The organism is Streptomyces venezuelae (assembly GCF_008642295.1).
GTDB lineage: Bacteria > Actinomycetota > Actinomycetes > Streptomycetales > Streptomycetaceae > Streptomyces > Streptomyces venezuelae_C.
On sequence record NZ_CP029190.1, the window covers coordinates 6,895,581 to 6,922,199 of the forward strand.

General features: G+C 72.9%; 21 protein-coding genes. 13 read left to right on the top strand and 8 right to left on the bottom strand.

All coding sequences use genetic code 11. The features are described 5' to 3' along the window. The first annotated feature begins 26 nt into the window (after positions 1-26). From DEJ50_RS30835 to DEJ50_RS30850, 4 genes are all read left to right on the top strand, one after another. Positions 27-959, top strand: coding sequence for a hypothetical protein (locus DEJ50_RS30835; protein ID WP_150211336.1), 933 nt, complete (start codon positions 27-29; stop codon positions 957-959). A gap of 47 nt (positions 960-1,006) precedes the next feature. Beyond that, positions 1,007-2,608 (top strand): phytoene desaturase family protein, encoded by a 1,602-nt coding sequence (locus DEJ50_RS30840; protein WP_150211337.1) that lies wholly within the window; start codon positions 1,007-1,009, stop codon positions 2,606-2,608. 227 nt (positions 2,609-2,835) lie between these two features. Continuing rightward, positions 2,836-3,396, top strand: a complete 561-nt coding sequence (locus tag DEJ50_RS30845; RefSeq protein ID WP_150211338.1) for a DUF1062 domain-containing protein — start codon at positions 2,836-2,838, stop codon at positions 3,394-3,396. Positions 3,397-3,519: 123 nt separating this feature from the next. Continuing rightward, positions 3,520-3,948 carry a hypothetical protein gene (locus tag DEJ50_RS30850; protein WP_150211339.1) on the top strand — a complete coding sequence of 143 codons (429 nt, stop codon included), beginning with the start codon at positions 3,520-3,522 and terminating at the stop codon, positions 3,946-3,948. A gap of 71 nt (positions 3,949-4,019) precedes the next feature. Here DEJ50_RS30850 and DEJ50_RS30855 read toward each other — a convergent pair whose 3' ends face one another. The 3 genes from DEJ50_RS30855 to DEJ50_RS30865 form a co-directional block, all read right to left on the bottom strand. Beyond that, the gene (locus DEJ50_RS30855) at positions 4,020-5,204 is read right to left on the bottom strand and encodes a hypothetical protein (protein ID WP_150211340.1); all 1,185 of its coding nucleotides are present in this window, start codon (positions 5,202-5,204) and stop codon (positions 4,020-4,022) included. A 428-nt stretch (positions 5,205-5,632) separates the two neighbouring features. After that, complete coding sequence (locus DEJ50_RS30860; protein WP_223837977.1) at positions 5,633-6,373, bottom strand: YoaK family protein; 741 nt, start codon at positions 6,371-6,373, stop codon at positions 5,633-5,635. A 110-nt stretch (positions 6,374-6,483) separates the two neighbouring features. Continuing rightward, on the bottom strand, positions 6,484-8,334 hold the full coding sequence (locus DEJ50_RS30865; RefSeq protein WP_150211341.1) for a serine hydrolase domain-containing protein: 1,851 nt from the start codon (positions 8,332-8,334) through the stop codon (positions 6,484-6,486). Positions 8,335-8,482: 148 nt separating this feature from the next. Here DEJ50_RS30865 and DEJ50_RS30870 point away from each other — a divergent pair, with 148 nt between their 5' ends. The 3 genes from DEJ50_RS30870 (at position 8,483) to DEJ50_RS30880 (ending at position 12,396) form a co-directional block, all read left to right on the top strand. Further along, the gene (locus DEJ50_RS30870) at positions 8,483-9,589 is read left to right on the top strand and encodes an NAD(P)H-dependent flavin oxidoreductase (RefSeq protein WP_150211342.1); all 1,107 of its coding nucleotides are present in this window, start codon (positions 8,483-8,485) and stop codon (positions 9,587-9,589) included. Positions 9,590-9,612: 23 nt separating this feature from the next. Then, positions 9,613-11,169: an acyl-CoA synthetase gene (locus DEJ50_RS30875; protein ID WP_150211343.1), complete on the top strand. Its 1,557-nt coding sequence runs from the start codon at positions 9,613-9,615 to the stop codon at positions 11,167-11,169. A 123-nt stretch (positions 11,170-11,292) separates the two neighbouring features. Continuing rightward, on the top strand, positions 11,293-12,396 hold the full coding sequence (locus DEJ50_RS30880) for a calcium:proton antiporter (protein WP_150211344.1): 1,104 nt from the start codon (positions 11,293-11,295) through the stop codon (positions 12,394-12,396). A 37-nt stretch (positions 12,397-12,433) separates the two neighbouring features. Here the strand turns inward: DEJ50_RS30880 and DEJ50_RS30885 are convergent, their stop codons facing one another. From DEJ50_RS30885 to paaK, 4 genes are all read right to left on the bottom strand, one after another. Continuing rightward, positions 12,434-14,923 (bottom strand): penicillin acylase family protein, encoded by a 2,490-nt coding sequence (locus DEJ50_RS30885; protein WP_150211345.1) that lies wholly within the window; start codon positions 14,921-14,923, stop codon positions 12,434-12,436. A gap of 116 nt (positions 14,924-15,039) precedes the next feature. Further along, a complete protein-coding gene (locus DEJ50_RS30890; protein WP_190344791.1) occupies positions 15,040-15,939 on the bottom strand; it encodes a squalene/phytoene synthase family protein in 900 nt (299 codons plus the stop codon). A 43-nt stretch (positions 15,940-15,982) separates the two neighbouring features. Next, positions 15,983-16,807: a YhjD/YihY/BrkB family envelope integrity protein gene (locus DEJ50_RS30895; RefSeq protein ID WP_150211347.1), complete on the bottom strand. Its 825-nt coding sequence runs from the start codon at positions 16,805-16,807 to the stop codon at positions 15,983-15,985. Positions 16,808-16,911: 104 nt separating this feature from the next. Continuing rightward, complete coding sequence (gene paaK / locus DEJ50_RS30900) at positions 16,912-18,222, bottom strand: phenylacetate--CoA ligase PaaK (protein ID WP_150211348.1); 1,311 nt, start codon at positions 18,220-18,222, stop codon at positions 16,912-16,914. A 113-nt stretch (positions 18,223-18,335) separates the two neighbouring features. Here paaK and DEJ50_RS30905 point away from each other — a divergent pair, with 113 nt between their 5' ends. After that, positions 18,336-19,184, top strand: coding sequence for an alpha/beta fold hydrolase (locus DEJ50_RS30905; RefSeq protein WP_150211349.1), 849 nt, complete (start codon positions 18,336-18,338; stop codon positions 19,182-19,184). A 76-nt stretch (positions 19,185-19,260) separates the two neighbouring features. Beyond that, positions 19,261-20,667 carry an MFS transporter gene (locus DEJ50_RS30910; protein ID WP_150211350.1) on the top strand — a complete coding sequence of 469 codons (1,407 nt, stop codon included), beginning with the start codon at positions 19,261-19,263 and terminating at the stop codon, positions 20,665-20,667. Positions 20,668-20,679: 12 nt separating this feature from the next. Here the strand turns inward: DEJ50_RS30910 and DEJ50_RS30915 are convergent, their stop codons facing one another. Next, positions 20,680-22,308 carry an acyl-CoA synthetase gene (locus DEJ50_RS30915; RefSeq protein ID WP_150211351.1) on the bottom strand — a complete coding sequence of 543 codons (1,629 nt, stop codon included), beginning with the start codon at positions 22,306-22,308 and terminating at the stop codon, positions 20,680-20,682. Between the two features lie 160 nt (positions 22,309-22,468). On the opposite strand from DEJ50_RS30915, the gene DEJ50_RS30920 reads away from it, so the two are divergent. From DEJ50_RS30920 to DEJ50_RS30935, 4 genes are read left to right on the top strand one after another with little or no spacing between them, the layout of a single operon-like run. Beyond that, positions 22,469-23,269, top strand: coding sequence for a crotonase/enoyl-CoA hydratase family protein (locus DEJ50_RS30920; RefSeq protein WP_150211352.1), 801 nt, complete (start codon positions 22,469-22,471; stop codon positions 23,267-23,269). Positions 23,270-23,320: 51 nt separating this feature from the next. Beyond that, positions 23,321-24,286, top strand: coding sequence for a Zn-ribbon domain-containing OB-fold protein (locus DEJ50_RS30925; protein ID WP_150211353.1), 966 nt, complete (start codon positions 23,321-23,323; stop codon positions 24,284-24,286). After that, positions 24,286-25,353 (top strand): thiolase domain-containing protein, encoded by a 1,068-nt coding sequence (locus DEJ50_RS30930; protein ID WP_150211354.1) that lies wholly within the window; start codon positions 24,286-24,288, stop codon positions 25,351-25,353. The genes DEJ50_RS30925 and DEJ50_RS30930 overlap by 1 nt, the downstream gene beginning before the upstream one ends. Beyond that, the gene (locus DEJ50_RS30935; RefSeq protein ID WP_150211355.1) at positions 25,350-26,516 is read left to right on the top strand and encodes a thiolase domain-containing protein; all 1,167 of its coding nucleotides are present in this window, start codon (positions 25,350-25,352) and stop codon (positions 26,514-26,516) included. Before DEJ50_RS30930 ends, DEJ50_RS30935 begins: the two co-directional genes overlap by 4 nt. Positions 26,517-26,619 lie beyond the last annotated feature (103 nt).

Genomic DNA, 26,619 nt, shown 5'->3' on the forward strand with positions numbered 1-26,619 from the left:
GTATCTCACCGAGGGGGACGGCAGGCATGGATGTGACGGTGGCGGAACACGGCAGCGGTCGCGCGGCGCTCAGACCGCTGGTCCGGCCCGCCGGCGTGGGCGCCCTGCTCGGCCTCGGATGGCTGCTGCTCCTCGTCCTGCCCTGGGACTCCGACGACCTCTGCCGGAGCGAGGAGCCCTGGGGCTGCCTGGGGGTGGGTCTGCTGCTGCTCGGCACCGTACCGGCCGCCGCCGCCCTGCTGGGATGGGGGCTGCTGCGGATCGCCGGGGTGCGCCCCGCCTGGCGGGTGGCTGCCGCGGGCGCGCTGCTGGGAGTGCTGGCGGCCGTCCTGTGGTCCCGGGCCTCCGGCGGGACCCCCGGGGGCACGGTGGCGATGCCGCTCCTGCTGGCCGCGGCGTACGCGGTGGCGGCGGCCGTGGCGCTGCCCGGTGCCGGATCCCTCCGGCGCTGGGGGGTGCTCGCCGCCGCCGTCCTGCTGCTCTGGCCGTTGTCGGGCGTGCTCGGCTCGCAGCGCCTCGCCGAGGGCAGGACCGCGGAGCTGGCCGGTTCCCCCGTCCCGCTGCTGGCACCCGAGGTGGACGGCTACCGGATCCACTTCGCCTCGGGCGGGAAGCACACCGACACCTTCCGCTACCTGCTGCTGCCTCCATCGGTGCAGACCGGTGCCGCCGACCGGGAGGAACACGGGATCTGGGTCACCGTCGCACCGCCCGTCGCCGGATTCGCACCCCCGGGTGTCTGCGAGGTCGACATGACCTCCGGCCGCCTCGACGCCGCTCCGTGCGAACAGGTCGCCCCGGAGACCTGGCGCTCGTCGAGAAACGGCAACACCACGTACATCGCCCGGCGCCAGGGCGTCATCGTGGCCCTGTCCACCATCGGCCCGCGCGTCCCCGACCGTGACCTGCGGGCCATCGCCGATTCGCTCGCGGTGCGCAGCCCCGGCTTCTTCGGCTGAGCCGGAGGAGCCCTGGCCCGCGGGCCGCCGCCGTGTTACCAAGAGCCATGACGAACTGGAGTGCCGGGAGGGCCCGGGGATTCGCGCGGGACGTGTACGACGCCGTCATCGTCGGCGGTGGCCACAACGGTCTGGTCGCGGCGGCCTATCTGGCCCGCGCCGGGCAGTCCGTCCTGGTGCTCGAACGGCTCGGGCACACCGGCGGTGCCGCCGTCTCCACCCGCCCGTTCCCGGGCGTGGACGCGCGGCTGTCCCGCTACTCCTACCTGGTCTCGCTGCTGCCGGCGAAGATCGTACGGGAGCTGAAGCTGCGGTTCGCGGTCCGCGAGCGCACGGTCTCCTCGTACACCCCCGCCGTCCGGGACGGGCGGCCCACCGGCCTGCTGGTCGGCGGCGGCGAAACCCGGACCAGGGAGTCCTTCGTCCGGCTGACCGGCTCGGACCGGGAGTACGAGCGGTGGCGGGCCTTCTACGCGATGACCGCGCGGGTCGCCGAACAGGTCTTCCCCACGCTCACCGAACCCCTGCCCTCCCGGGCCGCCCTGCGGGAGCGGATCGGGGACGAGACGGCCTGGCGGACCCTGTTCGAAGAACCCCTCGGACGGACCATCGAGGAGCGGTTCACCGACGACCTGGTCCGGGGCGTGGTGCTCACGGACGGCCTGATCGGCACCTTCGCCGACGCCCATGACCCCTCGCTGGCCCAGAACCGCTGCTTCCTCTACCACGTGATCGGGGGCGGCACCGGGGACTGGAACGTACCGGTCGGCGGTATGGGTGCCCTGACCGATGCACTGGCGGAGGCCGCCCGGTCGGCCGGCGCCGAGATCGTCACCGGCCACGAGGCCGTACGGATCGACACCGACGGGGTCACCGCCGCCGAGGTGACCTTCCGTACGGCGGTCGGCGAAGGCCGGGTGACCGGGCGGCGGGTGCTGGTGAACGCCTCGCCCCGGGACCTCGCCGGTCTGCTGGGCACCGCCCCGCCGCGTCCCGCCGAGGGCGCCCAGCTGAAGGTCAACATGCTGCTGCGCCGGCTGCCCCGGCTGAAGGACACCTCGGTCGACCCGCGGGAGGCCTTCGCGGGCACCTTCCACATCGGCGAGGGGTACGCCGAACTCGCCCGGGCCTACGGGCAGGCGGCGGCCGGGGAACTGCCCTCCGCCCCGCCGTCGGAGATCTACTGCCACTCGCTGACCGATCCGGGGATCCTGGCACCGGACCTGGTGGAGCAGGGGTACCAGACGCTCACCCTGTTCGGACTGCACACCCCGGCCCGGCTGTTCGAGAAGCACGCCGGCGGGGCGGCGGAGGCGAAGGAGATCCTGCTGGCGGCCACCCTGGCACAGCTCGACGCACATCTGGCCGAGCCGATCGCCGACTGCCTGGCCGAGGACGCGGACGGCCGGCCCTGTATCGAGGCGAAGACCCCGCTGGACCTGGAGCGTGAACTGCGGCTGCCGGGCGGGAACATCTTCCACCGGGACCTGTCCTGGCCCTACCGGGCGGAGGAGGAGCCGGACCCGGGCCGGTGGGGGGTGGAGACGGAACACCGCACGGTGCTGCTCTGCGGGGCGGGTGCGGTACGGGGCGGCGGGGTCAGCGGGATCCCGGGCCACAATGCGGCGATGGCGGTACTGGGGCGGTAGGCCGGGCCGGGCCGGGAAGCCGCGCCGGGCGGCGCGGCGCTGCTCGGCGGAAAACCGGTGGAACGGCGTCGCCGTGCGGCTTACCGTGCTGCCTCATACGTCGTCGAGTAGAAGGCAGGCCTGTGTACACCCTGTGAGTCACCCGAGAGCTGATCGGTCGCGCGTCGCGCATCTGCGCGCCGTGCTGCTTCCTGCTGCGGATTTCTCACTGAAACCGGTGTACACCTGTGCTCAACACCTGGGTGGTCACTCCCACCTGCCTGCCCCTTGTCCGCCGTCGTTGCCCCGCGTGCCGGTCCGGCCGCTTCCGGGCGAGCGGCAAGTTCCGCGTCAACGCAAACCACAAGGCGCTCGACGCCTGGCTCCTCGTCCTCTGCACCGGATGCGGGGACACGGCGAAGCTCACGGTCTTCGAGCGGGCTCACGTCCGCTCCGTCCGCCCGGAGCTGCTGGACCGGCTGCACGACAACGACCACGGCCTGACCGCCGAGTTGCTCCAGGACCCGGTCCTGCAGCGTCGCAACCGCATTGCCCTCGACTGGGACGGTGCCTGGCGGCTGGACACCGGCGGCGACACTGGCGGCTCGAACCCCTCGGACCACGAGGTGATCGACGTCTCGGTCCGTTTCGCGGCCCGGATACCGGTCCGGCCGGTCCGGCTCATCGCCGAGGGGTGCGGTCTCACCCGGGCCGAGGTCGATCGGCTGATCGCGGAGGGGAGTCTGGTCTCGGCGGTCCGGCTGCGCGCCAGGCTCTCCGGTGACTTCACCTTCGTGCTCAAGCGCTGATTTCGCGTCAACTCCCCCTTCCGCGACCTGAACCGACAGCTCGCGGAAGGGGGGATGTCACACCCACGGGATAGCGTGTGCGCGACTGCCTCGACCACTCAACTACCTTTGTGGAGAAGGAACATGCGCATATCAGCAGCCCTGCCCGCCGCCCTTGTCCTGACCGCCGCGATGCTGGCGGGAGGGGCGGCCCCGGCCGCCGCCGAGGCCCCCCTCCTCACGGTCGACCTGGAGGCCGGTGCCAACCACCACCGCAACACCGCGAAGGTGACCTACGAGCGCGTCCCCGGCGCGGCGAACTCCGTCAGGATCACCTATGTGCTGATCACCGCCGGCGAGCGGGACTGCGCCTGGGTCCAGTGGAACGACCCGAATTCCAGCAGCTGGGACGGCTGGACCTCCCTCACCCCCGAGCCCTCGTGTTACGGCATCGGCATGGGCGAGCCGCGCGATCTCGTCATCTCGGCCCCGCCGGGCCACCCGCTCAAGGTGCGCCTGGCCGCCGACCACGGCAACTCCCAGTGGGTGCACAAGGACATCGCAAAGCTCTAGCCGCGCCGGGCTGTCGGAGGACGGGGGCCGGGCGGCAGGCCGGGCCCGCCCCCGGCCCCCGTCCCCGGGCCTCACACCCGGTTCAGGGTGAGCCCGAGCCGTTTGATGGTCAGGGTCCGGTCGGTGACGACCACGTCGGTGTCCGTGCAGCGGGCCGAGCCGAGCCGGTCCCGGACCAGCTGCCGCAGGGCGGGGTGTTGTGTGCCGAGGTCGTCGAGGACGGACTGCGGGATCTCGACGTTGCCGTAGAAGTGCCGTGGCTGCGCGGTGAGTCCGCGCGCCTGGACGCTCTGGCGCAGGCCGTCGACCGTGTGCAGGGTGACTCGCAGCTCCCCGTCCCCCGCCCGCAGCACCAGGGGCGTGTCCTCGACCGCGAGGTCGAACGCGTCGATGCGGGCGGTGACTTCACCGTCCGTCCCGGCGTAGTCGTACGGCGAGGGCGCTGCGAGGGTGTCCGCGGAGCGGTCGTCGGGGGTGTTCTGGAGCAGCGCGCCGGCCAGCGGCGCGCCCGTCGCCGTGAACGTCCATGCGGCGTCGGTCAGGGCCTTGTGCCAGTACCCGGTGACGCCCCGGTCCCTGCCCTCGATGCGCAGTTCACGCGCGTCCGACCCGCGGCCGGTCTTGTGGACCGAGATCCGGTCGGTGATCTCCCCGGAGGCGGGGACCTTGGGCTGGTGCACCCAGCCGGGCGCCGGCAGCTGGATCTTCGGGAACACGGCCCCGCGCTGGTCCTCGTAGGAGTAGCCGAAGAAGACCCGGTCCGCGCCCGAGATGTCGAAGTCGTACAGCCGCGTGTACAGGTCGCCGTAGCGGTTGACCACGAGCGAGGTGGAGGCCGCGGTGGACAGCGCCCGGGCCTGGAACCGGCCGCGAAGCGGGGTGGCCATCTCGTAGCTGTGGTCGGCGGGCAGCCAGGGGTCCACGTACCTGATCCGGCTCCCGTCGGGGCTCAGTGCGAAGACGTGGGAGACCTTCGCGCCGCCGACCGGGTGGTCGTTGCCCGCGGTGTCGCGCCACACCCGGTCCTCGCCGGGGGAGAGCACCGACCAGGTCCAGCGGGCCGAACCGTACGGAACGGTGTTGCCATCGCCCAGCCACAACGGAGTGCCGTACCGGTGCGTCCAGTTCCAGGTCCAGGGCGCGTTCAGCGCGTGGTCCATGGTGTAGATGCGGCCCCCGTCGTCGACCGCGGCCAGCTCGTCGTCGTCCACGGAGATGCCGGTGATCCGGCCGGCCAGGCAGTCCGGAAGCGCCATGGTCCGCCAACCCCCGCTGGCAGCAGCCTCCTTGACGTACATCCGGCCCTCGCGCAGGGCGAACGACCAGCGTCGGTGAAGGTCTCCGCGGTCCCGCGCAGATGGACCTGCGCCGGCAGTTCCACGGTCGCGGGCGGTAAGGCGTCCAGGCCCAGGGTGCTGTCGCCGGGTATCAGGTCGGCCAGTCCCGCGGTGCCGACCGGACGGCAGGGGCCGTCCGCGGCTGCCGCACTGGCGGGGGTGAGGGCGCCAACGGCAAGGAGGGTCGCGGCTCATGCGTGACGCAGCATGTCAGATCCATCCCAGGAAGACGAAGACGGTGAGGGCGCCGGGAGCTGGAGTCTCGCAGCGGGCCGCCCAAAAGTTGAAGAGTGCTCAACATTACTATTTAGTAACATGATGCGGCGGGCGCGGGGCGACCCGGTTTGCTAGCTACTGAGGCGGTGGGGGAAGGGGAGGTAGGCGAGGCCGGTCAGCAGGGCGAGGCCGGCTGCGCCCAGCAGCAGGATGTGGACCGGCACACCGTGGTGGAGGCAGGCGGCGCCGACGAGCCCGCCGGCGAACATGGCGACCACGGATCCGGCACGGCGGGCGGTGGCCCCCCGGGTGTGGCCGAAGGCGGGGTCGTGCCCGAGCAGCGATCCGCCGACGAAGGCGGTCATGGCCCGGGTCACCAGGGTGGTCGGCATGTCCGGCACGCTCACCCGCATGGCGGTGACATTGCGTACGCCCATCGCCGCCGACAGCACCGCGATCGTGGCCAGATGGCGGCCGGACGGGGCACTGCGGACGGGTTCCAGTCCCCAGGCGGTCACGGCGGCCACCGCCACCATGCCCGCCTCCCAGAGCAGGGCGATCAGGAACCAGCGGAACCGCTGCTCCTCCAGTCGCCACTCCACGCGGGCGCCGGCCACCGCGCCCACGACGAACGCGACGAGGGAGGTGGCCGGGGCCACCGTCGACAGGCCGCCGGCGCCGACCGTGCCGAAGGCGAAGAAGAGCACATTGCCGGTCTGCATGGCGGTGAAGACCGGCCCCAGCGCGAGCAGGCTGGCCGCCTCCAGCATGCCGGTGGCCAGGGTGAGCACGGCCATCAGCACGGCCAGTGCGCCCGCCGGTCTGCCCGCCGGATTGCCCGCCGGTCCGGCCGCCGGTTTGCCCGCCTGCACGTCGCCTCCCGCGGTCGGGGACGGGGTTCTGCCTGTTCCCGCTGCGGTCAGTGTCCGGGCTGGGTGCCATGGGCCCCCGGCCCGGCGCGCCCGGCCGGCGGGGATGCCGTTCAGTCGGCCGAACGGTGCCAGCCGTGCGCCTCGATGCGGGCCGCGTCGGCGGGCCGGTCCTCGGCGAAGAGGAGCCCGGCCGGTTCGGCGACGCGCAGCACGTCCACGTACACGCCGCGGCCCACGTAGCGGCCGGTGGCGGTGTGGCGGAACCGCAGGTGTACGGGGCGGCCGGCCCAGCCGGCGAGGGGGGCTTCCAGCCGGTGCCACAGCCGGCCGGACCAGCCGCCGGTCCGGCCGTCGGGCCACTGCTCGGGGCTGCCGCCGGTGGTCCGTACGGTACTGAAGGGGAGCGGCAGCCAGGGGCCGTCGGGGCCGGCGGCGGCTTCGAGGTGCAGGGCGCCCTCGTCCGGGACGGTGTCCCACCAGACGGCGCAGCGCAGCCGGGCCCGGTCGGTGGCCGGGGTGAGCGGGGGCAGGGTGAGGGTGCCGGAGGCGGCCGGGGTCATGCCGGAGAACCAGGCCGGGCCGCCGTGCCGGGTGCGGACCGGGACGGCGCGGGCGAAGGCGTTGCCGACGGCCACCCGGGGCGCGCTGCCGGCCCGCCAGGTGCGGACCGGGTGGACGGAGTTGCCCAGCAGGATCAGGAAGGAGTCGGTGGAGGGGTCGAGGACCAGGGAGGTGCCGGTGAAGCCGGTGTGCCCGGCCGAGTGCGGGGTGGCCATGGCGCCCATGTACCAGTGCTGGTAGAGCTCGAAGCCGAGGCCGTGGTCGTCTCCGGGGAACGCGGTGTTGAAGTCGGTGAAGAGCAGTTCGACGGAGGCGGGGCGCAGGATGCGCTTGCCCGCGTAGACGCCGCCGTCGAGCAGGGCGCGGGCCAGGACGGCGAGGTCCCAGGCGGTGCCGAAGACGCCGGCGTGCCCGGCGACGCCGCCGAGGGCGTACGCGTTCTCGTCGTGGACGCTGCCCCAGACCAGGCCGCGGTCCAGGCCGGACCAGGGCGGGCGCTGGATCTCGGTGGCGGCGGTGATCCGGCGCCAGGAGAGCGGTGGGTTGTACCGCGTGCGGTGCATACCGAGCGGAGCAGTGATCTCGTTGTGGAGCAGCACATCCAGAGTGCGACCGGTGATCCGTTCGAGGAGCAGCTGGAGTGCGATCAGGTTCAGGTCCGAATAGCGGTACACGGTCCCCGGGGTGTCCTGCGGGCGCACCGACCACAGCAGCCGCAGCTGCCCCTCCCGGGTCGGCTCCTGGTAGAACGGCGCCCACGAGCGCAGCCCCGAGGTGTGGGTGAGGAGCTGACGGACCGTGATCAGCTCCTTGCCGCCCCCGGTGAACTCGGGAAGGTACCGGCGCACCGGCGCCTCCAGCTCCAGGCGCCCCCGCTCCATCTGCTGCACCGCCAGGACCGAGGTGAACAGTTTGGTCAGCGAGGCCAGGTCGAAGACCGTGTCCTCGGCCATCGTGATCCGCTCGGCCGCCGGGAACTCCCGGGCCCGCTCGGTCCGCCCGTCGTAGTCGGCGTATCGGACGGCGTCGCCCATCGCCCGGTGCAGGGCCACCGTCCGCCCCCGGCCCGCGAGGACCACCGCGCCCGCGTAGTACGGGTGCACCGGCGACGGGCCGAGGAAGCGCCGGGCCGCGTCCACGGCCGCCTCCAGGTGCCGTTCCAGCAGCCCGGCCTGGCGGGCGGAGCCGTACCGCAGGCGCAGGCCCTGGAGGGCCCGCCGCTCGGCCGGATTCCCCATCGCCCCGGCGGCGCCGGGCACGACGGTTCCGAGCAGCAACACCCCGCCCAGTGCCAGCAATCGGGCCCCCAGCCGCCGCCGGCTCAGCCCGGCCGGGAGCGCCGCAGCCCCGTCCGCCGCAGCCCCGTCCGCCGCTCCGGTTGCCCCCGTGTTCTCGCCCATGCCCGGGCCCTCCTGTCCTTTCGTCGCGCACGTTAACGGTTATCTGCCCGCCCGCCCGCAGTCCCCGCCCGGGCCGCCCCGTAAAGAATCTGACACTGCATCAGAAAATCTCTTCCCTCGGCCGCCGCGCTACGGCATCCTGCCGCCCATGGAGACGGAGCTGAGCAGGAAACTGGGAGTCGAGCACGCCATCTTCGGCTTCACCCCCTTCCCGGCGGTGGCCGCGGCCATCACCCGCGCCGGCGGTTTCGGCGTCCTCGGCGCGGTCCGCTACACCGCCCCCGACGACCTCAAACGCGACCTCGACTGGATGCAGGACCACACCGGGGGCAAGCCCTACGGCCTGGACGTGGTCATGCCCGCCAAGAAGGCCGTGGACGGGGTGACCGAGGCCGACATCGAAGCCATGATCCCCGCCGAGCACCGCGCCTTCGTCCGGGACACCCTCGCCAAACACGGCGTCCCCGAGCTCCCCGAGGGCGAGGCCTCCGGCTGGCGGATCACCGGATGGATGGAACAGGTCGCCCGCAACCAGCTCGACGTCGCCTTCGACTACCCCATCAAACTCCTGGCGAACGCGCTCGGTTCCCCGCCCGTCGACGTCATCCGGCGCGCCCACGACCACGGGGTCCTGGTCGCCGCCCTCGCCGGAAGTGCCAAACACGCCCGCCGGCACGCCGAGGCCGGCATCGACATCGTCGTCGCCCAGGGGTACGAGGCCGGCGGCCACACCGGCGAGATCGCCACCATGGTCCTGGTCCCGGAGATCGCCGAGGCGGTCGCCCCGCTTCCGGTGCTCGCCGCCGGCGGCATCGGCAGCGGCGAACAGATCGCCGCCGGACTGGCCCTCGGCGCCCAGGGCGCCTGGCTCGGCTCGCTCTGGCTCACCACCACCGAGGCCGACCTCCACTCCCGCGCCCTCACCGAGAAACTGCTCGCCGCCGGCTCCGGCGACACCGTCCGCTCCCGGGCCCTCACCGGCAAGCCCGCCCGCCAGCTGCGCACCGAGTGGACCGATGCCTGGGACGATCCCAGCGGCCCGGGAGCCCTCCCCATGCCGCTCCAGGGCCTGCTGGTCGCCGAGGCCGTCTCACGGATCCAGAAGTACGAGGTCCAGCCCCTGCTCGGCACCCCGGTGGGCCAGATCGTCGGCCGGATGACCACCGAACGCAGCGTCCAGGCCGTCTTCGACGACCTCACCCGCGGTTTCGAGCAGGCCGTCGACCGCATCAACCGCATCGCCGGACGTTCCTGACGAGCCCGAGGAGTGTGCCCGCCATGACCGACACCAAGATGCCGAACGGATTCTGGGCCCAGGCCGCCGCCGACCCCGACCGCGTCGTGCTCACCGCTCCGGACGGAGAGCAGTGGACCGCCGGCCGGCTGCACGCCGATGTCAACCGCCTGGTCCACGGCCTGCGCGCGGCCGGCCTGGAACGCGGCGACGCCTTCGCCGCCGTCCTGCCCAACGGCGTCGAGTTCTTCACCGCCTACCTCGCCGCCTCCCAGGCCGGCTTCTACCTCGTCCCCGTCAACCACCACCTGGTCGGCCCCGAAATCGCCTGGATCGTCTCCGACTCCGGCGCCAAGGTGCTCATCGCCCACGAACGGTTCGCGGAGGCCGCCCGCGCCGCAGCGGACGAGGCGGGGCTGCCGGCGAGCCACCGGTACGCCGTCGGGTCCCTGGCGGGCTTCCGCCCGTACGCCGAACTCCTGGACGGGAGGCCGGAGACCGCCCCCGCCGACCGCACCCTCGGCTGGGTGATGAACTACACCTCCGGCACCACCGGCCGGCCGCGCGGCATCCGCCGCCCGCTGCCCGGGAAGCTCCCGGAGGAGACCTACCTCGGCGGCTTCCTCGGCATCTTCGGCATCCGCCCCTTCGACGGCAATGTCCACCTGGTCTGCTCGCCGCTCTACCACACGGCGGTGCTCCAGTTCGCGGGCGCCTCGCTGCACATCGGCCACCCCCTGGTGCTGATGGACAAGTGGACCCCGGAGGAGATGCTCCGGCTCATCGACACCCACCGGGCCACGCACACCCATATGGTGCCCACCCAGTTCCACCGCCTGCTGGCGCTCCCGCAGGCGACCCGGGAGGCGTACGACGTCTCCTCGATGCGGCACGCCATCCACGGTGCCGCGCCCTGCCCCGACCACGTCAAACGGGCCATGATCGACTGGTGGGGGAGCTGTGTCGAGGAGTACTACGCGGCCAGCGAGGGCGGGGGCGCCTTCGCCACCGCCGAGGACTGGCTGAAGAAGCCCGGCACGGTCGGCAAGGCCTGGCCGATCAGCGAGCTCGCCGTCTTCGACGACGAGGGCAACCGGCTCCCGGCGGGCGAACTAGGCACCGTTTACATGAAGATGAGCACCGGCGGCTTCAGCTACCACAAGGACGAGGGGAAGACGAAGAAGAACCGCATCGGGGAGTTCTTCACGGTCGGCGATCTCGGGGTCCTCGACGAGGACGGCTACCTGTTCCTCCGGGACCGGAAGATCGACATGATCATCTCGGGCGGCGTGAACATCTACCCGGCGGAGATCGAGTCCGAGCTCCTCGGCCACCCCGCCGTCGCCGACGCCGCCGCCTTCGGCATCCCGCACGCCGACTGGGGCGAGGAGGTCAAGGCGGTCATCGAACCGGCCGAGGGCTTCGTGGCCGGGGAGGCCCTCGCCGCGGAGATCCTCGCCCACTGCGAGCGGCGGCTGGCCGGCTACAAGCGCCCGAAGTCGGTCGACTTCATCGAGACCATGCCGCGCGACCCGAACGGCAAGCTCTACAAGCGCCGCCTGCGCGAGCCGTACTGGGAGGGCCACGAGCGCCCGATGTGACCCGCGTGACCCCCGGCCGGGTCCCACCGGGACCGGCCGGGACCGGCCGGGGGGCCGACGCGGTCAGGGGGCATCGGCGTCGACATTTGGATACAGAAGGGTCGCTATGACAGCGTAGTGGTCATGAATGCGGCAAACCGGACGTCCCCCCTGACCGACTGGACCGTTGTGGTCCCCGTGGTGGCGCTGGTCGCGCTGGTGTTCAGCTGGGGGCGGGAACTACCCGGCTTCGCCGTCGCCCTGGTGGCCCTCTGCCTCGCCGGAGCGGTACTCGCCGCCGTCCACCACGCCGAGGTCGTCGCCCTCCGGGTCGGCGAACCCTTCGGCTCGCTGGTCCTCGCCGTGGCCGTCACCATCATCGAAGTGGCCCTCATCGTCACCCTGATGGCCGACGCCAAGGGCGGGTCCTCCTCCCTCGCCCGGGACACGGTCTTCGCCGCCGTGATGATCACCTGCAACGGAATCGTCGGTCTCTCCCTGCTGGTCGGCGCCCTCCGCAACCGGGTCGCCGTCTTCAACGCCGAGGGCTCCGGCGCCGCCCTGGCCACCGTGGCCACCCTGGCCACCCTCAGCCTGGTGCTGCCGACCTTCACCACCACCAAGCCGGGCCCGGAGTTCACCTCCGCCCAGCTCGCCTTCGCCGCCGTCGCCTCCCTCGCCCTGTACGGGCTGTTCGTCGCCGTCCAGACCGTCCGCCACCGGGACTACTTCCTGCCCGTGGACACCGGGTCCGCGGCACAGAGCAAGGACAGCCACGTGGAGCCGCCCTCCGCCGGCGCGGCCCTGCTCAGCCTCGGCCTGCTGCTGGTCGCGCTGGTCGCCGTCGTCGGCGACGCCAAGGCCGTCTCGCCCACCATCGAGACGGCCGTCGCCAACGCCGGTCTCCCCAACGCCGTGGTCGGCGTCATCATCGCCCTGCTGGTGCTGCTGCCCGAGACCCTGGCCGCCGTCCGGGCCGCCCGCCGCGACCGGGTCCAGACCAGCATCAACCTCGCCTACGGCTCGGCCATCGCCAGCATCGGCCTGACCGTCCCGGCGATCGCCCTGGCCTCCGTCTGGCTGTCCGGCCCGCTGCTCCTCGGGCTGGGCCCGACCCACATGGTGCTGCTCGCCCTCACCGTGGTGGTCGGCGCCCTCACCGTGGTCCCCGGCCGGGCCACCCTGCTCCAGGGCGGGGTCCACCTGGTGATCCTCGCCGCCTACCTGTTCCTCGCCGTCAGCCCCTGACGGCGGGGAACAGGCAGGCAGCCCGGCAGCCCACTGCTCAGCGTCGCTCGCGCGCCCAGACCACCCGCAGCGCGGGCGAGGCCAGGATGTCCCGCTCGCAGAACCGGGCCTGCACCCAGCGCTCCTGCGAGAACAGCCGGGTCTGGTCGGCGTGGTACGGCGAGGCCGGGTTCGAGGACTGGCCGTACGTCAGCAGGGTGCGCGCCACCGGACAGCGGCTGCCGTCCCAGCCGACCGCCTGCATATGGCTGGAGCCGTGCAGCACCTCCGCGTAGCCCCCGGCGGACGGCAGCCAGGCCGCCTCGACCTTGTTCCACACGCCCAGCGCCTCGGTCCCGCCCCCGACCGGAATCCGCTGCCCGCCCCGCACCACGAACTGGTGCGCGCCCAGGGGGGCGTCCAGGGCGATGCCGGCCGCCCTCAGTTCCCCGACCGCGTCGGCCAGGGCCCGGCCGATGCCGGGTGCGGCCTGGTTCAGCTCACGGGGCGTCCGTACCGGATCGGCCGCCGAGAACGGCACCAGCCACAGGTCCTTGGCGGGGGTGCCCGCCGCCAGTTTCCGCCAGAACCGGTCGAAGAGCAGGGCGCCCCGGCTGCCGGCGTCCGTCGTCCGGTCCCAGGCGGCCAGCACCGGGCAGGCCGCGGCCACGTCCACCGTGCTGCCGTCGCTCGCGGTCGCGGTGCCCCCGGGCAGTGCCGCGCAGGCCCGGGCCGCGTCGGCCGCCGCCAGCTCGCCGGCCGGCACCCGGTTGGCGTACTGCTGCTTCTGCAGGTCGGCCACGGTCAGCCGGCCCCGGGCGGCCATCGCCGCGACGTCCGCCACGGCGCCCCGGGTGCGCAGGCTCCGCGGGGTGTCGATATTGCCCCAGACCCGCTCGTAGCCCCGTACCGGCCGGTCGGCGTTGGCCAGCCAGGCGCTGTCGTTGGCGTTCACCGCGTACGGCGCGTCGCGCAGCACCGGCGCCTTCGCCGGGCCGAACACCCCCGGCTGCACCGCGTCCGGGTCCGAGCCGGGTGCGCAGTCCGCGCGCGAGCCGTCCAGGACGGCCAGGCCGGAGGCCGGGTAGGTGGCCCGGCCGAGCGGGGTGGAGCAGCGGGCGGCCAGTTCGTCGGTGATCCGGGGCAGCACCTGGGACTGGGTGAACAGGGTGCCGCCGGCCGCGTCGGCGGCGATCGTGTTGACCCACGGCAGGCCCTGGGTGCGGGCCAGCGCTTCCTGGATGCCGGCCACCGAACGGGCCCGGCCCAGGGCCAGGGCGGTGTCGGAGCCGCGCAGGTTCTGCGCGTTGGGGTCGTTCAGCGCGTACGCCGTGCCGGCGGTCCAGGGGAGCGGCAGGCCGGGGCCGAGGGAGGTGAGGACCGGGCCGTACCGGGTCCACCACTGGGTGCGGGTGACCGGGGCGCCGTCCTGGACCGGTACGGTCACGGTCCGGCGGGTCATCCGCTCGGAGGCGCCGTCGACCAGGTAGGCGGTCGGGTCGGCCGGGTCGAGGGTCAGCTGGTGCAGGTTGACGGGGGTGCCGGTGGCCACGGTGTGGCTCCAGGCGACCTTGTCGTTGAAGCCGATGTTGACGACCGTGGTGCCGAGCAGCGAACCGCCGGAGACGTTGAGCTCACCGGGGATGGTCTGCTGGGACTGCCAGAAACGGCGCCCGCCCTGCCAGGGGTAGTGCGGGTTGCCGAGCAGCAGTCCGCTGCCGTTCGCGGAGGCGGCACCGCCGAAGGCCACGGCGTTGGAGCCCATGTCCCGGCGCGTGGAGTCGAACAGCTCGGCGGCGGCCCGGGCGGCGGCCTCGGGGTCGGGGCCGGAGCGGGTGTCGGTGCCGGTGCCGGTGCCGGTGCTGCGGTCGGCCGCGGCGGGCGGCTGCGCGGAGGTGATGCCGTCGATCCCACGGCCCTGGCCGCCCAGGACGGCTATGGCGAACCCGCGGGCGGCCACGTCCCGTTCGGTCACCGGCCGGACCCAGCCGGCGTCCTTGCAGGCCGGGTCGGTGACCTTGTTCTGGGCCAGCCAGGCGTTGTAGCCGGCGGCCCAGCCGCGCATCAGGTCCTTCAGCCGGTGGCTGGGACCGGCCGGGGCGGGCGTCGCCAGCAGCTTCTCCAGTGTGCCGCTGTCCCGGACCCCGCGGAAGTACAGGTCACTGGAGAGGTTCCGGGCGGCCGAGGAGAGGGAGCCGTCGGGGGCTCCGTCCGGGCCGAACCAGCGGGAGCGTTCGCCGGAGACGGTCACGAACCCGTCGGCGAGTACGCACACCTGGTCGGCCGCCTGCGCCCAGCCGGTGCCGAAGCCCAGGTCGGCGTAGTCCTTGGCGAGGATGTGCGGAATGCCGTTCTCGGTGTAGCGGATGACGGCGGAGAGCCGGTCGCCCCGGACGGCAGTGTCGTTGCCGGGCTCCCCGGCTGCGGCCTGGGGTATCGCGGCGGTGGCGGCGAGCAGCGCGGCGCCGGTCACGGCGGCCCGGCGCAGGACCGAACGGGTGCGGGTGCGGGTGCGGTTGCGGGGGTGTCGATCGGAAGCGTGCAACATACCTCCCAAGTAGCCTGCGTCCCAGCAGGATTGACGCCCCCACACTCATGCAGGCGGGCCGGCGGTATGTCAACATCCCGTTTGGTATCCACCCGCCGCCGGCCCGGTCCTGCGGGTCAGCGATCCCGCAGGGTCCTGGCGAGGATGCGGAGCGGTGCGAGGGTGCCGTAGCCGATGTCGGTACGCAGGGCCGCCGGTCCGGCCCGTTCGACGAGGGCCAGCTGGTGGGACATCAGCTCCAGCATGGTGCGGCCCACCCGCCGCAGCCCGGGATCGGCGTACCGGACCACATCGGCGGCTGCCGCGAGCGCGGTGCGGGCCAGAGAGCACTCGGCGGCGAGCAGGGCCCGCACGCCCGGGGTGTCGCGGGCCTGCTCCAGGTCGGTACGGTCCACCCCGTGCGCCGCCAGCCGCTCCTGCGGCAGGCACAGCCGGCCCTCCGCGAGGTCCCCGGCCAGGTCGGCGAGGAAGTCCACGCGCTGCGCGGCGTCCACGAACCGCCGCCAGGCCGCACCCTGGGCCTCGTCCGGCCCGCCGGGGTACTGGAGTCCGGTGAAGACCACGATGCCCGGCCAGGCGTAGGCGTCGAGGTACTCCTGGAAGTCCTGTTCGGCGGCGAACCCGGCGAACCCGGCCTCGGCCGTGGCCGCGCCCGTCAGGAAGGCCTTCACCCAGGTGTCGGGCAGCCCGCGGACCGAGACCGCGTGGGCGTACGCGCGCAGGACCGGGTGCTCGGCGTGCCCGGTGGCGAGGGCGGACTCCACCTGCCCGGTGAGGGCGGCGAGCCGCTCGGCCCGCTGCTGCGGGGAGCCGGTTTCGGCAGTGTCGTCGACCAGGTTCATCAAGGCCAGCCCGGCGGTCAGCCAGGGGACCAGGGGAGGTGCGGCCAGCAGGCGCAGCGCGAGGTAGGGGGCCTTCTCGCGGCGCAGCACCCGCCGGGCGGCGGCCGTGTAGTCGGCGCGGCGGGCGGGGTCGGTGATCTCGGCCGCGGCAAGGGTGCGGCGCCAGCTGGGCACGGGGTGGGCTCCTCGGGGTGATCGGCGGCCCACGCTACCGGCCCTATTCGAACGGCAGTACCTCGGCCTCCCGGAGCCGTCGCAGGGTGAGGTACTCGTGCAGCAGCCGGCCCACCATCGCCCCGCCGTAGACCACGAACCCGACGCCGACCAGCCAGGACTGCACCACCAGCAGGGTGCCGAACGGGCCGTAGGTGACGGCGTTGGAGGCGATCAGGGGGGAGAACACCAGCTGGGAGAAGATCCGCAGGCCGAGCAGGCCGAGGCTGGTGGCGACTGCTCCTGGCAGCAGGGCCCGCCAGCGGACCCGGCCGCCGAGCAGCATCCGCTGGGAGCCCCAGAAGAACAGGCAGGTGCCGAGGAGGTCGCCGACGGCGCCTGACACCGTGCCGAGGCCGCTGCGGGAGGGAGCGGGGATGAGGACCAGCAGGGCGAGGTAACAGACCAGCAGGGCCAGCCAGATGACATGCCGCCACATGGTGTGCCAGCGGGCGGTGGACAGGTCCCAGACCTTCTCGTACCCGGTCTGGACGGCCGAGCCGAAGGTCAGCCCGAACACGGCGAGGAGGGCCAGGCCGAGGGCGGTGGTCCGCTCCAGCGCGAGGTCGGCCGCACCGAAGAGCATCTCGATCTGGGCCCGCGAGGAGGCCGTGACCCCCAGGGCCTGGCCGAGCCAGCGGCCGAAGTTCTCCCCGCTGCCGGGTGCCGCCGCGGCCACCACGACCAGCAGGGGTACCAGGGTCAGGAAGCCGAGGGCCGCGAAGCCCATGGCCCTGTGCATCAGTTCGATCTCCCGGCCGCGGCTCCAGGCCAGCCCGGCGGGGGAGGCCTGGAGCCGGTCGTGCAGCCGCCGGTGGGTCGAGGTCACACCGGTGCCCTACCCGGCACCCGCCGGCCCGCCCCGGCGCCCCGCCCCAAGTGCGCCCGAAGGGGTGGCGGGCCCGGACCCAACGGGTGGCGCGGCCGGGTCGGTCAGGGGTTCCTGAGGTCGACGATCCGTTTGATCTTGCCCACCGAGCGGTCCAGGGTCTCCGGATCGACGATCTCGACCGCGACCGAGACGCCCACCCCTTCCTTGACCGCCCGCACCACCGCCGCCGCGGCTGCCTCCCGGTCGGCCGGGCCCGCCTCCCGGCGGGCCTCCGCGCGCACGGTCAGGGCGTCCATGCGGCCCTCCCGGGTCAGCCGGAGCTGGAAGTGCGGGGCGATCCCCGGGGTGCGGAGCAGGATCTCCTCGATGTTCGACGGGTAGAGGTTGACCCCGCGCAGGATGATCATGTCGTCGGTGCGGCCGGTCACCCGCTCCATCCGGCGGAAGGCCGGCCGGGCCGTGCCCGGCAGCAGCCGGGTCAGGTCCCGGGTGCGGTAGCGGACCACCGGCATCGCCTCCTTGGTGAGGGAGGTGAACACCAGCTCCCCGGGCTCGCCGTCCGGCAGCACCTCGCCGGTGAACGGGTCCACCACCTCCGGCAGGAAGTGGTCCTCGAAGACATGCAGCCCGTCCTTGGTCTCGGCGTACTCCTGGGCCACCCCCGGCCCGATCACCTCCGAGAGGCCGTATATGTCGACGGCGTCGATGCCGAGCCGGTCCTCGATCTCCCGGCGCATCTCCTCCGTCCAGGGCTCCGCGCCGAAGATGCCGGTGCGCAGCGAGGTCGCCCGCGGGTCGATGCCCTGCCGCTCCATCTCGTCGAGCAGGGTGAGCATGTAGGAGGGGGTGACCATGATGATCTCGGGCCGGAAGTCCTGGATCAGCCGGACCTGGCGGTCCGTCATGCCCCCGGAGGCCGGGACCACCGTACAGCCGAGCCGCTCGGCGCCGTAGTGGGCTCCGAGGCCGCCGGTGAACAGGCCGTATCCGTACGCGATGTGCACCACGTCCCCGGGGCGGCCACCGGCCGCCCGGATGGCGCGGGCGACCACATCGGCCCAGAGGTCCAGGTCCCGCTCGGTGTAACCGACCACGGTGGGCCGGCCGGTGGTCCCGCTGGAGGCGTGGATACGCCGGACCTCCGGGCGGGGGACCGCGAACATTCCGAAGGGGTAGTTCTCCCGCAGGTCGGCCTTGGTGGTGAAGGGAAAACGGGCGAGGTCGGCGAGGGAGCGGCAATCGTCCGGATGCAGGCCGGCCCGGTCGAAGGACTGCCGGTAGAACGGCACCCGGTCGTAGACCCGCTGCAAGGTCGCGCGCAGCCGCTCCAGCTGGAGCGCTTCCAGCTCGCCGCGGGTCAGCCGCTCGCCGTGGTCGTGGTGCTGCTGCTCGATCCTGCCCATGGCACCCATGGCCCCTCCCGGATTCCCGACCGACCGATCATTCGGTAGACGAACTCAGGTTGCCCGAGCCCGCCCGAAGAAATCAATAACTCGTTCGAGTGGTTCCTCGGCATGATGGCCGCATGCCGATCTTCACGACATACGACGGAACGGAACTCTCCTACCGGACCACGGGGGAGGGCGAGCCCCTGGTGTGCCTGCCGGGCGGGCCCATGCGGGCCGCCGAATACCTCGGCGACCTGGGCGGGCTCGCGGCCACCCGGCAGCTGATCCTGCCGGATCTGCGGGGCACCGGGGACTCTGCGGTCCCCGCCGACCCCGCCACCTACCGGGTGGACCGTCAGGTCGCGGATGTCGAGGCCCTCCGCCGCCACCTGGGCCTGGACCGGATGGACCTCCTCGCCCACTCGGCCGGCGCCCTGCTCGCCCAGCTGTACGCCGCGGCGCATCCGCAGCGGCTGCGGCGGCTGGTGCTGGTCACCCCGAACGCGACGGCCGTCGGCCTGCTGGCCACCGCCGAGGACCGGCTTGCGGCGGTCCGGCTCCGCGCCGGGACGGAGCCGTACGACACGGCCGCGTCCGCCTACGCCCGGTTCCTGGCCGGAGAGACCGTGGACGACGCCCTCTGGGAACTGATCGAGCCGGTGTTCTACGGCCGCTGGGACGAGACGGCCCGGGCGCACGCCGCGGCGGGCGACCGGCAGCAGAACGAGCCGGCCGCGGACGTGTACGCCGGCCCGGGCGCCTTCGACCCGCCCGCCACCCGCGCCGCGCTCCGTACGCTGACGGCCCGGGTCCTGGTCCTGTCCGGGGAGTACGACGGCAACCCCCGCCCGGAGCTCGCCGACCGCCTCGCCGCACTGTTCCCGAACGGCACCCGGGACACCCAGCCGGGGGCCGGGCACTTCCCCTGGCTGGACGATCCGGAGTGGTTCGCCGCCCGGGTGGAACGCTTCCTCGCCGCAGCCTGAGCCCGCCGCTGCCTGAGCGCGGGCGCGGGGCCCGGCGTACCGTCGGAAGCGGGACCCGGCGAAGGGAGGCCCGGAGATGTTCTCGGGCCGGGACCGGGCGGTCATCGCAGCCGCCTCCATCTCGATGCTGCTCGTTCAGATGGACTGGTTCGCCCTCAACCTGATGCTGCCCGTGATCGCCCGGGACTTCGGCACGCCGACCACCGATCTGCAATGGCTGGTCAGCGGCTACATGCTGACCCTCGGTGCGTTCATGATCATCGGTGGCAGGACGGCGGACGTGCACGGCAGACGCACGGTCGCCATCTGCGGGCTGACCGGCTTTGCCGTGGTCTCCGTGCTGTGCAGCGCGGCGCAGAACCTGCCCTGGCTGGTCGCCGGCCGGGTGGTCCAGGGAGTCACGGCCGCCCTCGTCTTCCCGGTCGCCGTGGCCGTGGTCACCTCCCACTTCCGCGACGCCCGGCAAGGCCGGGCGGTCGGCACCGTCCTGGCCTTCAGCGCGATCGGCACGGCCCTCGGCCCCTTCGTCGGCGGGGCGTTCGCCGAACACGTCAGCTGGCGTGCGGTCTTCCTGCTGAACGTACCCTTCTGCGCGGCGGCGATCGTGCTCCTGCTGCGCTTCGTCGCCGACACCCGCGACGAGCAGGCCGGCCGCGGCCTGGACCTGCCCGGGGCGGTCACCGTCGCCGGCGGCCTGACCGCGATCATGCTGGCGGTGGACCAGGGCGCCGGCTGGGGATGGGCCTCGCCGGCCACCCTGGCCTGCTGGGCAGCGGGGATCCTGCTGCTGGCGGTCTTCCTGGTCATCGAGCGCCGGACCGCCGAACCGGTGCTGGACCTCGCCCTGCTGCGCAACGGGCCGTTTGTGACGGTCACCCTGGCCGGCTCGGTGTCCAACATCGTCTACTGCCTGGTCGCCGTGCTGTCCGCGCTCTACCTCCAGCAGGCCCGCGGGCTCTCCCCGCTGGAGTCGGGGATCGTGTTCCTGGCCCTGTCCTGCGGCGCGGGCGCCGCCAGCTACTGGTCCGGCCACCTCGCCCGGCGGTGGCGGCCGGAGGTGCTGATGGCGACCGGGATGCTGCTGAGCGGTCTCAGCCTGCTCGTCCTCACCTGGACCACACCGATCGCCCTGTACACGGTCGTCTTCGCCGTCGTGGGCCTCGGCCTCGGCCTCGGCTGGGCGCTGACCCAGGTCGCCACCCAGTCGTACGTACCGGCAGGCCGGCTGGCCGCCGCCTCCGGACTGGTGCTGACCTCGCTGGTGCTGTTCGGCGCGATGGCCGTGGCCGTGGCCACGTCCGTGCTCGAAGTGCTGAGCGGCTCGGCCGAGCGGGCCGCGTCCGACGGGCCCGCGATCGAGTCCGTACTGCGGGCGGCAGCCGCCCTGGCCCTGGCCGGGGCGGCTGCGCTGCTGCCACTGGTCCGTGCGCACGGCGTACGGGCCACCGCCTCGGACGACGGGATTCGGACCCCGGCCCCGTAACCGCGCAACGGGTCAGCCGGCCGTGCCGTCCGCCTCCGTTGCCACCGCCTTCGCCCAGCGGTAGTCCGCCTTGCCGCTCGGGGAGCGCTGGATCGACGGGGAGATCACCAACTGGCGGGGAATCTTGTACCCGGCCAGCCGGGTCCGGCAGTGGCTCTGGATCTCGTCCAGCGTCGGCTCCGCCGCGCCCGGCCGGACCTGGACCACGGCGGCCACATGGTTGCCCCACTTTGCGTCCGGCACGCCCGCGACCAGCGCGTCGTACACGTCCGGATGCGACTTCAGGGCCTGCTCGACCTCCTCCGGATACACCTTCTCGCCGCCCGTGTTGATGCACTGCGAACCGCGCCCGAGCACCGTGACGATGCCCTTCTCGTCCACCGTGGCCATGTCGCCGAGCAGCACCCAGCGCTCCTCGCCCCGCCGGAAGAAGGTCTCGGCGGTTTTCACCGGGTCGTTGTAGTAGCCCAGTGGTACGTGTCCGCGCTGGGCGAGCCGCCCCGGCTCGCCCACCGGCACCGGCTCGTGCGTCACCGGATCGATCACCTGAGTACGGTCGTTGACCTCCAGCCGGAACCCCTTCTCCGGGCCGGAATCCTCCGTGGCCTTGCCGTTGGACCCGGACTCGGAGGAGCCGAAGTTGTTCAGCAGCAGCACGTTCGGCACCAGCTCCTGGAACTGGGCCCGCACCGTGTCCGACATGATCGCCCCGGACGAGGAGACGCTGAACAGGGAGGACATGTCGGTGCCCCGCAGCGGCCCGCGCAAGGCGTCGATCAGCGGCCGGAGCATCGCGTCGCCCACCAGCGAGACGCTGGAGACCTTCTCCTTCTCGATCGTGCGCAGCACTTCCTCGGGCACGTACTTGCGGTGGATCACGATCCGCTGGCCGTAGTTGAAGCCCACGAACGAGGTCAGCGTGGATGTGCCGTGCATCAGCGGGGGAGTGGGGAAGAAGGTGAGCCCGGCGCCGCCCGCGGCGACCCGTTCGGCGAGCTCCTCGGGCCGCTTCACCGGCTCGCCGGAGGGCGCCCCGCCGAACAGCCCCGCGAAGAACAGGTCCTCCTGCCGCCACATCACGCCCTTGGGCATGCCGGTGGTGCCGCCCGTGTAGATGATGAACAGGTCGTCGGCCGAGCGCGGACCGAAGCCCCGCCCGGCGGATCCGGACGCCTCGGCCTCCCCGAACGGCACGGCCGCCAGGGCCGGCGCCCCGTCCGGGACGGCCCCCACCCGGACCAGGTGCCGCAGCTTCCCGGTCTGCGGCAGTGCCGCCGCCACCCGTTCGGTGAACTCCCCGTCGAAGACCAGGGCGGCGAGATCGGCGTCGTTGTAGAGGTAGACCAGCTCCTCCTCCACGTACCGGTAGTTCACATTGACCGGAACCAGCCGGGCCTTGAGGCAGGCGAGCACCGTCTGGAGGTACTCGACCCCGTTGTAGAGGTGCAGGCCGAGGTGCTCGCCGGCGGTGAGCCCGCTGTCCAGCAGGTGGTGGGCGATACGGTTCGCGCCCTCGTCCAGCTCCCGGTAGGTCAGCCGGCGCTCGGCACCGGTCCCGGGATGGTCCACGTACACCAGGGCCTCGCGGTCCGGCACCACGTCGACCACCGACTCGAACAGGTCGGCAAGGTTGTACTCCACCGTTCCTCCTGACCTCTCCATCCAGTGGCGGTCATTAGAGCGCCGCACACCCCAACTGGGAAGGGCGCAGAACACAAAATCTGACTGGGTGTCAGAAAGCTATTGAACTGCACCCGCCCCTACTGCAACCTGTTCTAGGTCTTGAGACGGGAGGACGGCAATGGGTGGGACGGAACACCTCCGCGTGGAACGCCACGGCGCCACGCTGGTACTCACCATGAACAGGCCCGAGGCGAAGAACGCGCTCTCGCTGCCACTGCTGGTCGGGCTCTACGACGGCTGGCTCGAGGCGGACGCCGACGACAGCATCCGCTCGGTGGTGCTCACCGGCGCGGGCGGCGACTTCTGCGCCGGCATGGACCTCAAGGCCCTCGCGGGCCGGGGCATGGCCGGCGACCACTACCGGGACCGGCTCACAGCCGACCCCGACCTGCACTGGAAGGCGATGCTGCGCCACCACCGGCCCCGCAAGCCGGTGATCGCCGCCGTCGAGGGCTACTGCGTGGCCGGCGGCACCGAGATCCTCCAGGGCACGGACATCAGGGTCGCGGCCGAAGGCGCCACCTTCGGCCTGTTCGAGGTCAAACGCGGGCTGTTTCCCATCGGCGGGTCCACGGTCCGGCTGCCGCGCCAGATCCCGCGGACGCACGCGCTGGAGATGCTGCTCACCGGACGGCCGTACTCGGCCGCGGAAGCGGCCCGGATCGGACTCGTCGGGCAGGTGGTGCCCGACGGCACCGCACTGGCCAAGGCCCTGGAGATCGCCGAACAGGTCAACGCGTGCGGGCCGCTGGCGGTGGAGGCGGTCAAGGCGTCCGTGTACGAGACGGCCGAGATGACCGAGACGGACGGCCTGGCGGCCGAACTGAAGCGGGGCTGGCCCATCTTCGACACCGCCGATGCGAAGGAAGGCGCCCGCGCGTTCGCGGAGAAGCGCCCCGCCGTCTACCGCCGCGCCTAGCGACCCCCCACGCCCCACGCCCGCCGACGCCCCGAGATTCGGAGAACCGCCATGACAGCCGCGTCCCCACCGGAGGTGCTCCGCGCACCCCTCGTCGTCGAGTTCCCCTTCACCCGGTCCCTCGGACCCGTCCAGAGCGCCTTCCTCACCGGCCTGCGCGAGCGCGTGGTCCTCGGCGTGCAGACCGCCGACGGCACCGTGATGGTCCCGCCCCTCGAATACGACCCCGTCACCGCCGAGGAACTCCGCGAGCTCGTCGAGGTCGCCCCCACCGGCACCGTCACCACCTTCGCCTGGAACGACCACCCCCGCCCCAACCAGCCCCTGGACACCCCCTTCGCCTGGGTGCTGGTCCGTCTCGACGGCGCCGGCACCGCCCTGCTGCACGCCCTCGACGCACCCGGCCCGGACGCCGTCCGCACCGGCATGCGGGTCCGGATCCGGTGGGCCGCCGAACGCGTGGGCGCCATCACCGACATCGCCTGCTTCGAGCCGTACGACGGCCCGGTCGCGCCCGCCCGCGAACCAGCCCCGCACGACGGCGGCTTCGCCGACCCCGTCACCGGGATCATCGCCCCCGCCCGGCTCGACTACACCTACAGCCCTGGCCGCGCCCAGACCGCGTACATCAACGCCCTCGCCGAACGCCGTAGCGTCGGCGAACGCTGCCCCTCCTGCCACAAGGTGTACGTCCCCCCGCGCGGCGCCTGCCCCACCTGCGGGGTCGCCACCACCGACCGGGTCGAGGTCGGCCCGGCCGGCACCGTCACCACCTTCTGCATCGTCAACATCAAGGCGAAGAATCTCGACATCGAAGTCCCCTACGTCTACGCCCACATCGCCCTCGACGGCGCCGGCCTCGCCCTCCACGGCCGGATCGGCGGCATCCCCTACGACCAGGTCCGGATGGGCCTGCGCGTCGAACCGGTGTGGACCGAAGGCGGCCGGTACCCCGACCACTACCGGCCCACCGGCGAACCCGACGCCGACTACGACGCGTACAAGGAGCTCATCTGATGCCCAGGACGAGCAGGCACGCACGCGAACTCGCCGTCGTCGCCTTCGCCCAGAGCGACCACCGGCGCCGCACCGACGAACTCAGCGAAGTCGAACTCGTCATGCCCGTCCTGCACGAGGTGCTGGCCGCCACCGGCCTCAAGGCCGGAGAGATCGGCTTCACCTGCTCCGGTTCCAGCGACTACCTCGCCGGCCGGGCCTTCTCCTTCACCATGACCCTCGACGGAGTCGGCGCCTGGCCGCCCATCTCCGAATCCCATGTCGAAATGGACGGTGCCTGGGCCCTCTACGAGGCCTGGGTGAAGATCCAGACCGGCGAGGCCGACACCGCGCTCGTCTACGCGTACGGCAAATCCTCCCCCGGACCGGTACGCGACGTACTGACCCGGCAGCTCGACCCGTACTACCTCGCCCCCCTCTGGCCCGACTCCGTGGCCCTCGCCGCCCTCCAGGCCCAGGCCCTCATCGACGCGGGCGACACCGACGAACCCGCCCTCGCCGCGATCGGCGCCCGCAGCCGCGCCGCCGCCGGCACCAACCCGCACGCCCAGCTCCGCGGCACCCTGCCCCAGGGCGACTACCAGGTCCGGCCCCTGCGCACCGGCGACTGCCCGCCCATCGGCGACGGCGCCGCCGCCGTGATCCTCGCCGCCGGCGACACCGCCCGCCGGCTCTGCGGACGGCCCGCCTGGATCACCGGCATCGACCACCGCATCGAGGCCCACGGCCTCGGCCTGCGGGACCTCACCGACTCCCCGTCCACCCGGATCGCCGCCGAACACGCCGGGGTCTTCGAGCAGCCCGTGGACACGGCGGAACTGCACGCGCCGTTCTCCTCCCAGGAAGTGGTGCTCCGCAAGGCCCTCGGGCTCGGCGACACCGTCGCCGTCAACCCCTCCGGCGGAACCCTCGCCGCCAACCCGATCATGGCCGCCGGCCTCATCCGGATCGGCGAGGCCGCCGCCCGGATCCACCGCGGCGAGTCCGACCGGGCCGTCGCCCACGCCACCTCCGGCCCCTGCCTCCAGCAGAACCTGGTCGCCGTCCTGGAAGGGGACCCCCGATGAGCAAAGAGCCAGTGGCCGTCGTCGGTATCGGCCAGACCAAGCACGTCGCCGCCCGCCACGACGTCTCCCTCGCCGGACTCGTCCGGGAGGCCGCCGCGCGCGCCCTGGAGGACGCCGAACTGACCTGGGCGGACATCGACGCGGTCGTCATCGGCAAGGCCCCCGACTTCTTCGAGGGGGTGATGATGCCGGAGCTGTACCTGGCCGACGCCCTCGGCGCGGTCGGCAAACCCATGCTGCGCGTACACACCGCCGGCTCGGTGGGCGGCTCCACCGCACTGGTTGCCGCCAACCTGGTGGCGGCACGGGTGCACGGCACCGTCCTCACCCTCGCCTTCGAGAAACAGTCCGAATCCAACGCCATGTGGGGCCTGTCGCTGCCCGTCCCCTTCCAGCAGCCGCTGCTGGCCGGAGCCGGTGGCTTCTTCGCCCCGCACGTCCGCGCGTACATGCGGCGCACCGGGGCACCGGACACCGTCGGCTCCCTGGTCGCCTACAAGGACCGCCGCAACGCGCTGAAGAACCCCTACGCACACCTGCACGAGCACGACATCACCCTGGAGAAGGTCCAGGCCTCCCCGATGCTGTGGGACCCGATCCGCTACTCCGAGACCTGCCCCTCCTCCGACGGCGCCTGCGCGATGATCCTCACCGACCGGGCGGGCGCGGCCCGCGCGCCGCACCCGCCGGCCTGGATGCACGGCGGGGCGATGCGCTCCGAACCGACCCTGTTCGCCGGCAAGGACTTCGTCTCCCCGCAGGCCGGCAAGGACTGCGCGGCCGACGTCTACCGGCAGGCCGGCATCACCGACCCGCGCCGCCAGATCGACGCCGTCGAGATGTACGTACCGTTCTCCTGGTACGAGCCGATGTGGCTGGAGAACCTCGGCTTCGCCGAGGAGGGCGAGGGCTGGAAGCTCACCGAGGCGGGCGTGACCGAACTCGACGGCGACCTCCCGGTCAACCCCTCCGGCGGGGTCCTCTCCACCAACCCCATCGGCGCCTCCGGCATGATCCGCTTCGCCGAGGCGGCCCTCCAGGTCCGCGGCCGGGCCGGGGAACACCAGGTCCCGGGCGCCCGACGGGCCCTCGGCCATGCATACGGCGGCGGCGCGCAGTTCTTCGCCATGTGGCTGGTGGGCTCCCAACCCCCCACTTCCTGAACGGAACCGGACCGGCCACGGGTGACGCACCGTGGCCTGTGCGGTACGCGCTGCTGTGGTTACCCTGGCCCCCGGACGACGTACGCGGTACGGGAGGAGCACC

Excerpts from the sequence above, each read along its gene's own strand:
- DEJ50_RS30835 (WP_150211336.1), top strand. The coding sequence starts at position 27 with ATGGATGTGACGGTGGCGGAACACGGCAGCGGTCGCGCGGCGCTCAGA.
- DEJ50_RS30840 (WP_150211337.1), top strand. The coding sequence starts at position 1,007 with ATGACGAACTGGAGTGCCGGGAGGGCCCGGGGATTCGCGCGGGACGTG.
- DEJ50_RS30850 (WP_150211339.1), top strand. The coding sequence starts at position 3,520 with ATGCGCATATCAGCAGCCCTGCCCGCCGCCCTTGTCCTGACCGCCGCG.
- DEJ50_RS30855 (WP_150211340.1), bottom strand. The coding sequence starts at position 5,204 with ATGGCGCTTCCGGACTGCCTGGCCGGCCGGATCACCGGCATCTCCGTG.
- DEJ50_RS30865 (WP_150211341.1), bottom strand. The coding sequence starts at position 8,334 with ATGGGCGAGAACACGGGGGCAACCGGAGCGGCGGACGGGGCTGCGGCG.
- DEJ50_RS30870 (WP_150211342.1), top strand. The coding sequence starts at position 8,483 with ATGGAGACGGAGCTGAGCAGGAAACTGGGAGTCGAGCACGCCATCTTC.
- DEJ50_RS30875 (WP_150211343.1), top strand. The coding sequence starts at position 9,613 with ATGACCGACACCAAGATGCCGAACGGATTCTGGGCCCAGGCCGCCGCC.
- DEJ50_RS30880 (WP_150211344.1), top strand. The coding sequence starts at position 11,293 with ATGAATGCGGCAAACCGGACGTCCCCCCTGACCGACTGGACCGTTGTG.
- DEJ50_RS30885 (WP_150211345.1), bottom strand. The coding sequence starts at position 14,923 with ATGTTGCACGCTTCCGATCGACACCCCCGCAACCGCACCCGCACCCGC.
- paaK (WP_150211348.1), bottom strand. The coding sequence starts at position 18,222 with ATGGGTGCCATGGGCAGGATCGAGCAGCAGCACCACGACCACGGCGAG.
- DEJ50_RS30905 (WP_150211349.1), top strand. The coding sequence starts at position 18,336 with ATGCCGATCTTCACGACATACGACGGAACGGAACTCTCCTACCGGACC.
- DEJ50_RS30910 (WP_150211350.1), top strand. The coding sequence starts at position 19,261 with ATGTTCTCGGGCCGGGACCGGGCGGTCATCGCAGCCGCCTCCATCTCG.
- DEJ50_RS30920 (WP_150211352.1), top strand. The coding sequence starts at position 22,469 with ATGGGTGGGACGGAACACCTCCGCGTGGAACGCCACGGCGCCACGCTG.
- DEJ50_RS30925 (WP_150211353.1), top strand. The coding sequence starts at position 23,321 with ATGACAGCCGCGTCCCCACCGGAGGTGCTCCGCGCACCCCTCGTCGTC.
- DEJ50_RS30930 (WP_150211354.1), top strand. The coding sequence starts at position 24,286 with ATGCCCAGGACGAGCAGGCACGCACGCGAACTCGCCGTCGTCGCCTTC.
- DEJ50_RS30935 (WP_150211355.1), top strand. The coding sequence starts at position 25,350 with ATGAGCAAAGAGCCAGTGGCCGTCGTCGGTATCGGCCAGACCAAGCAC.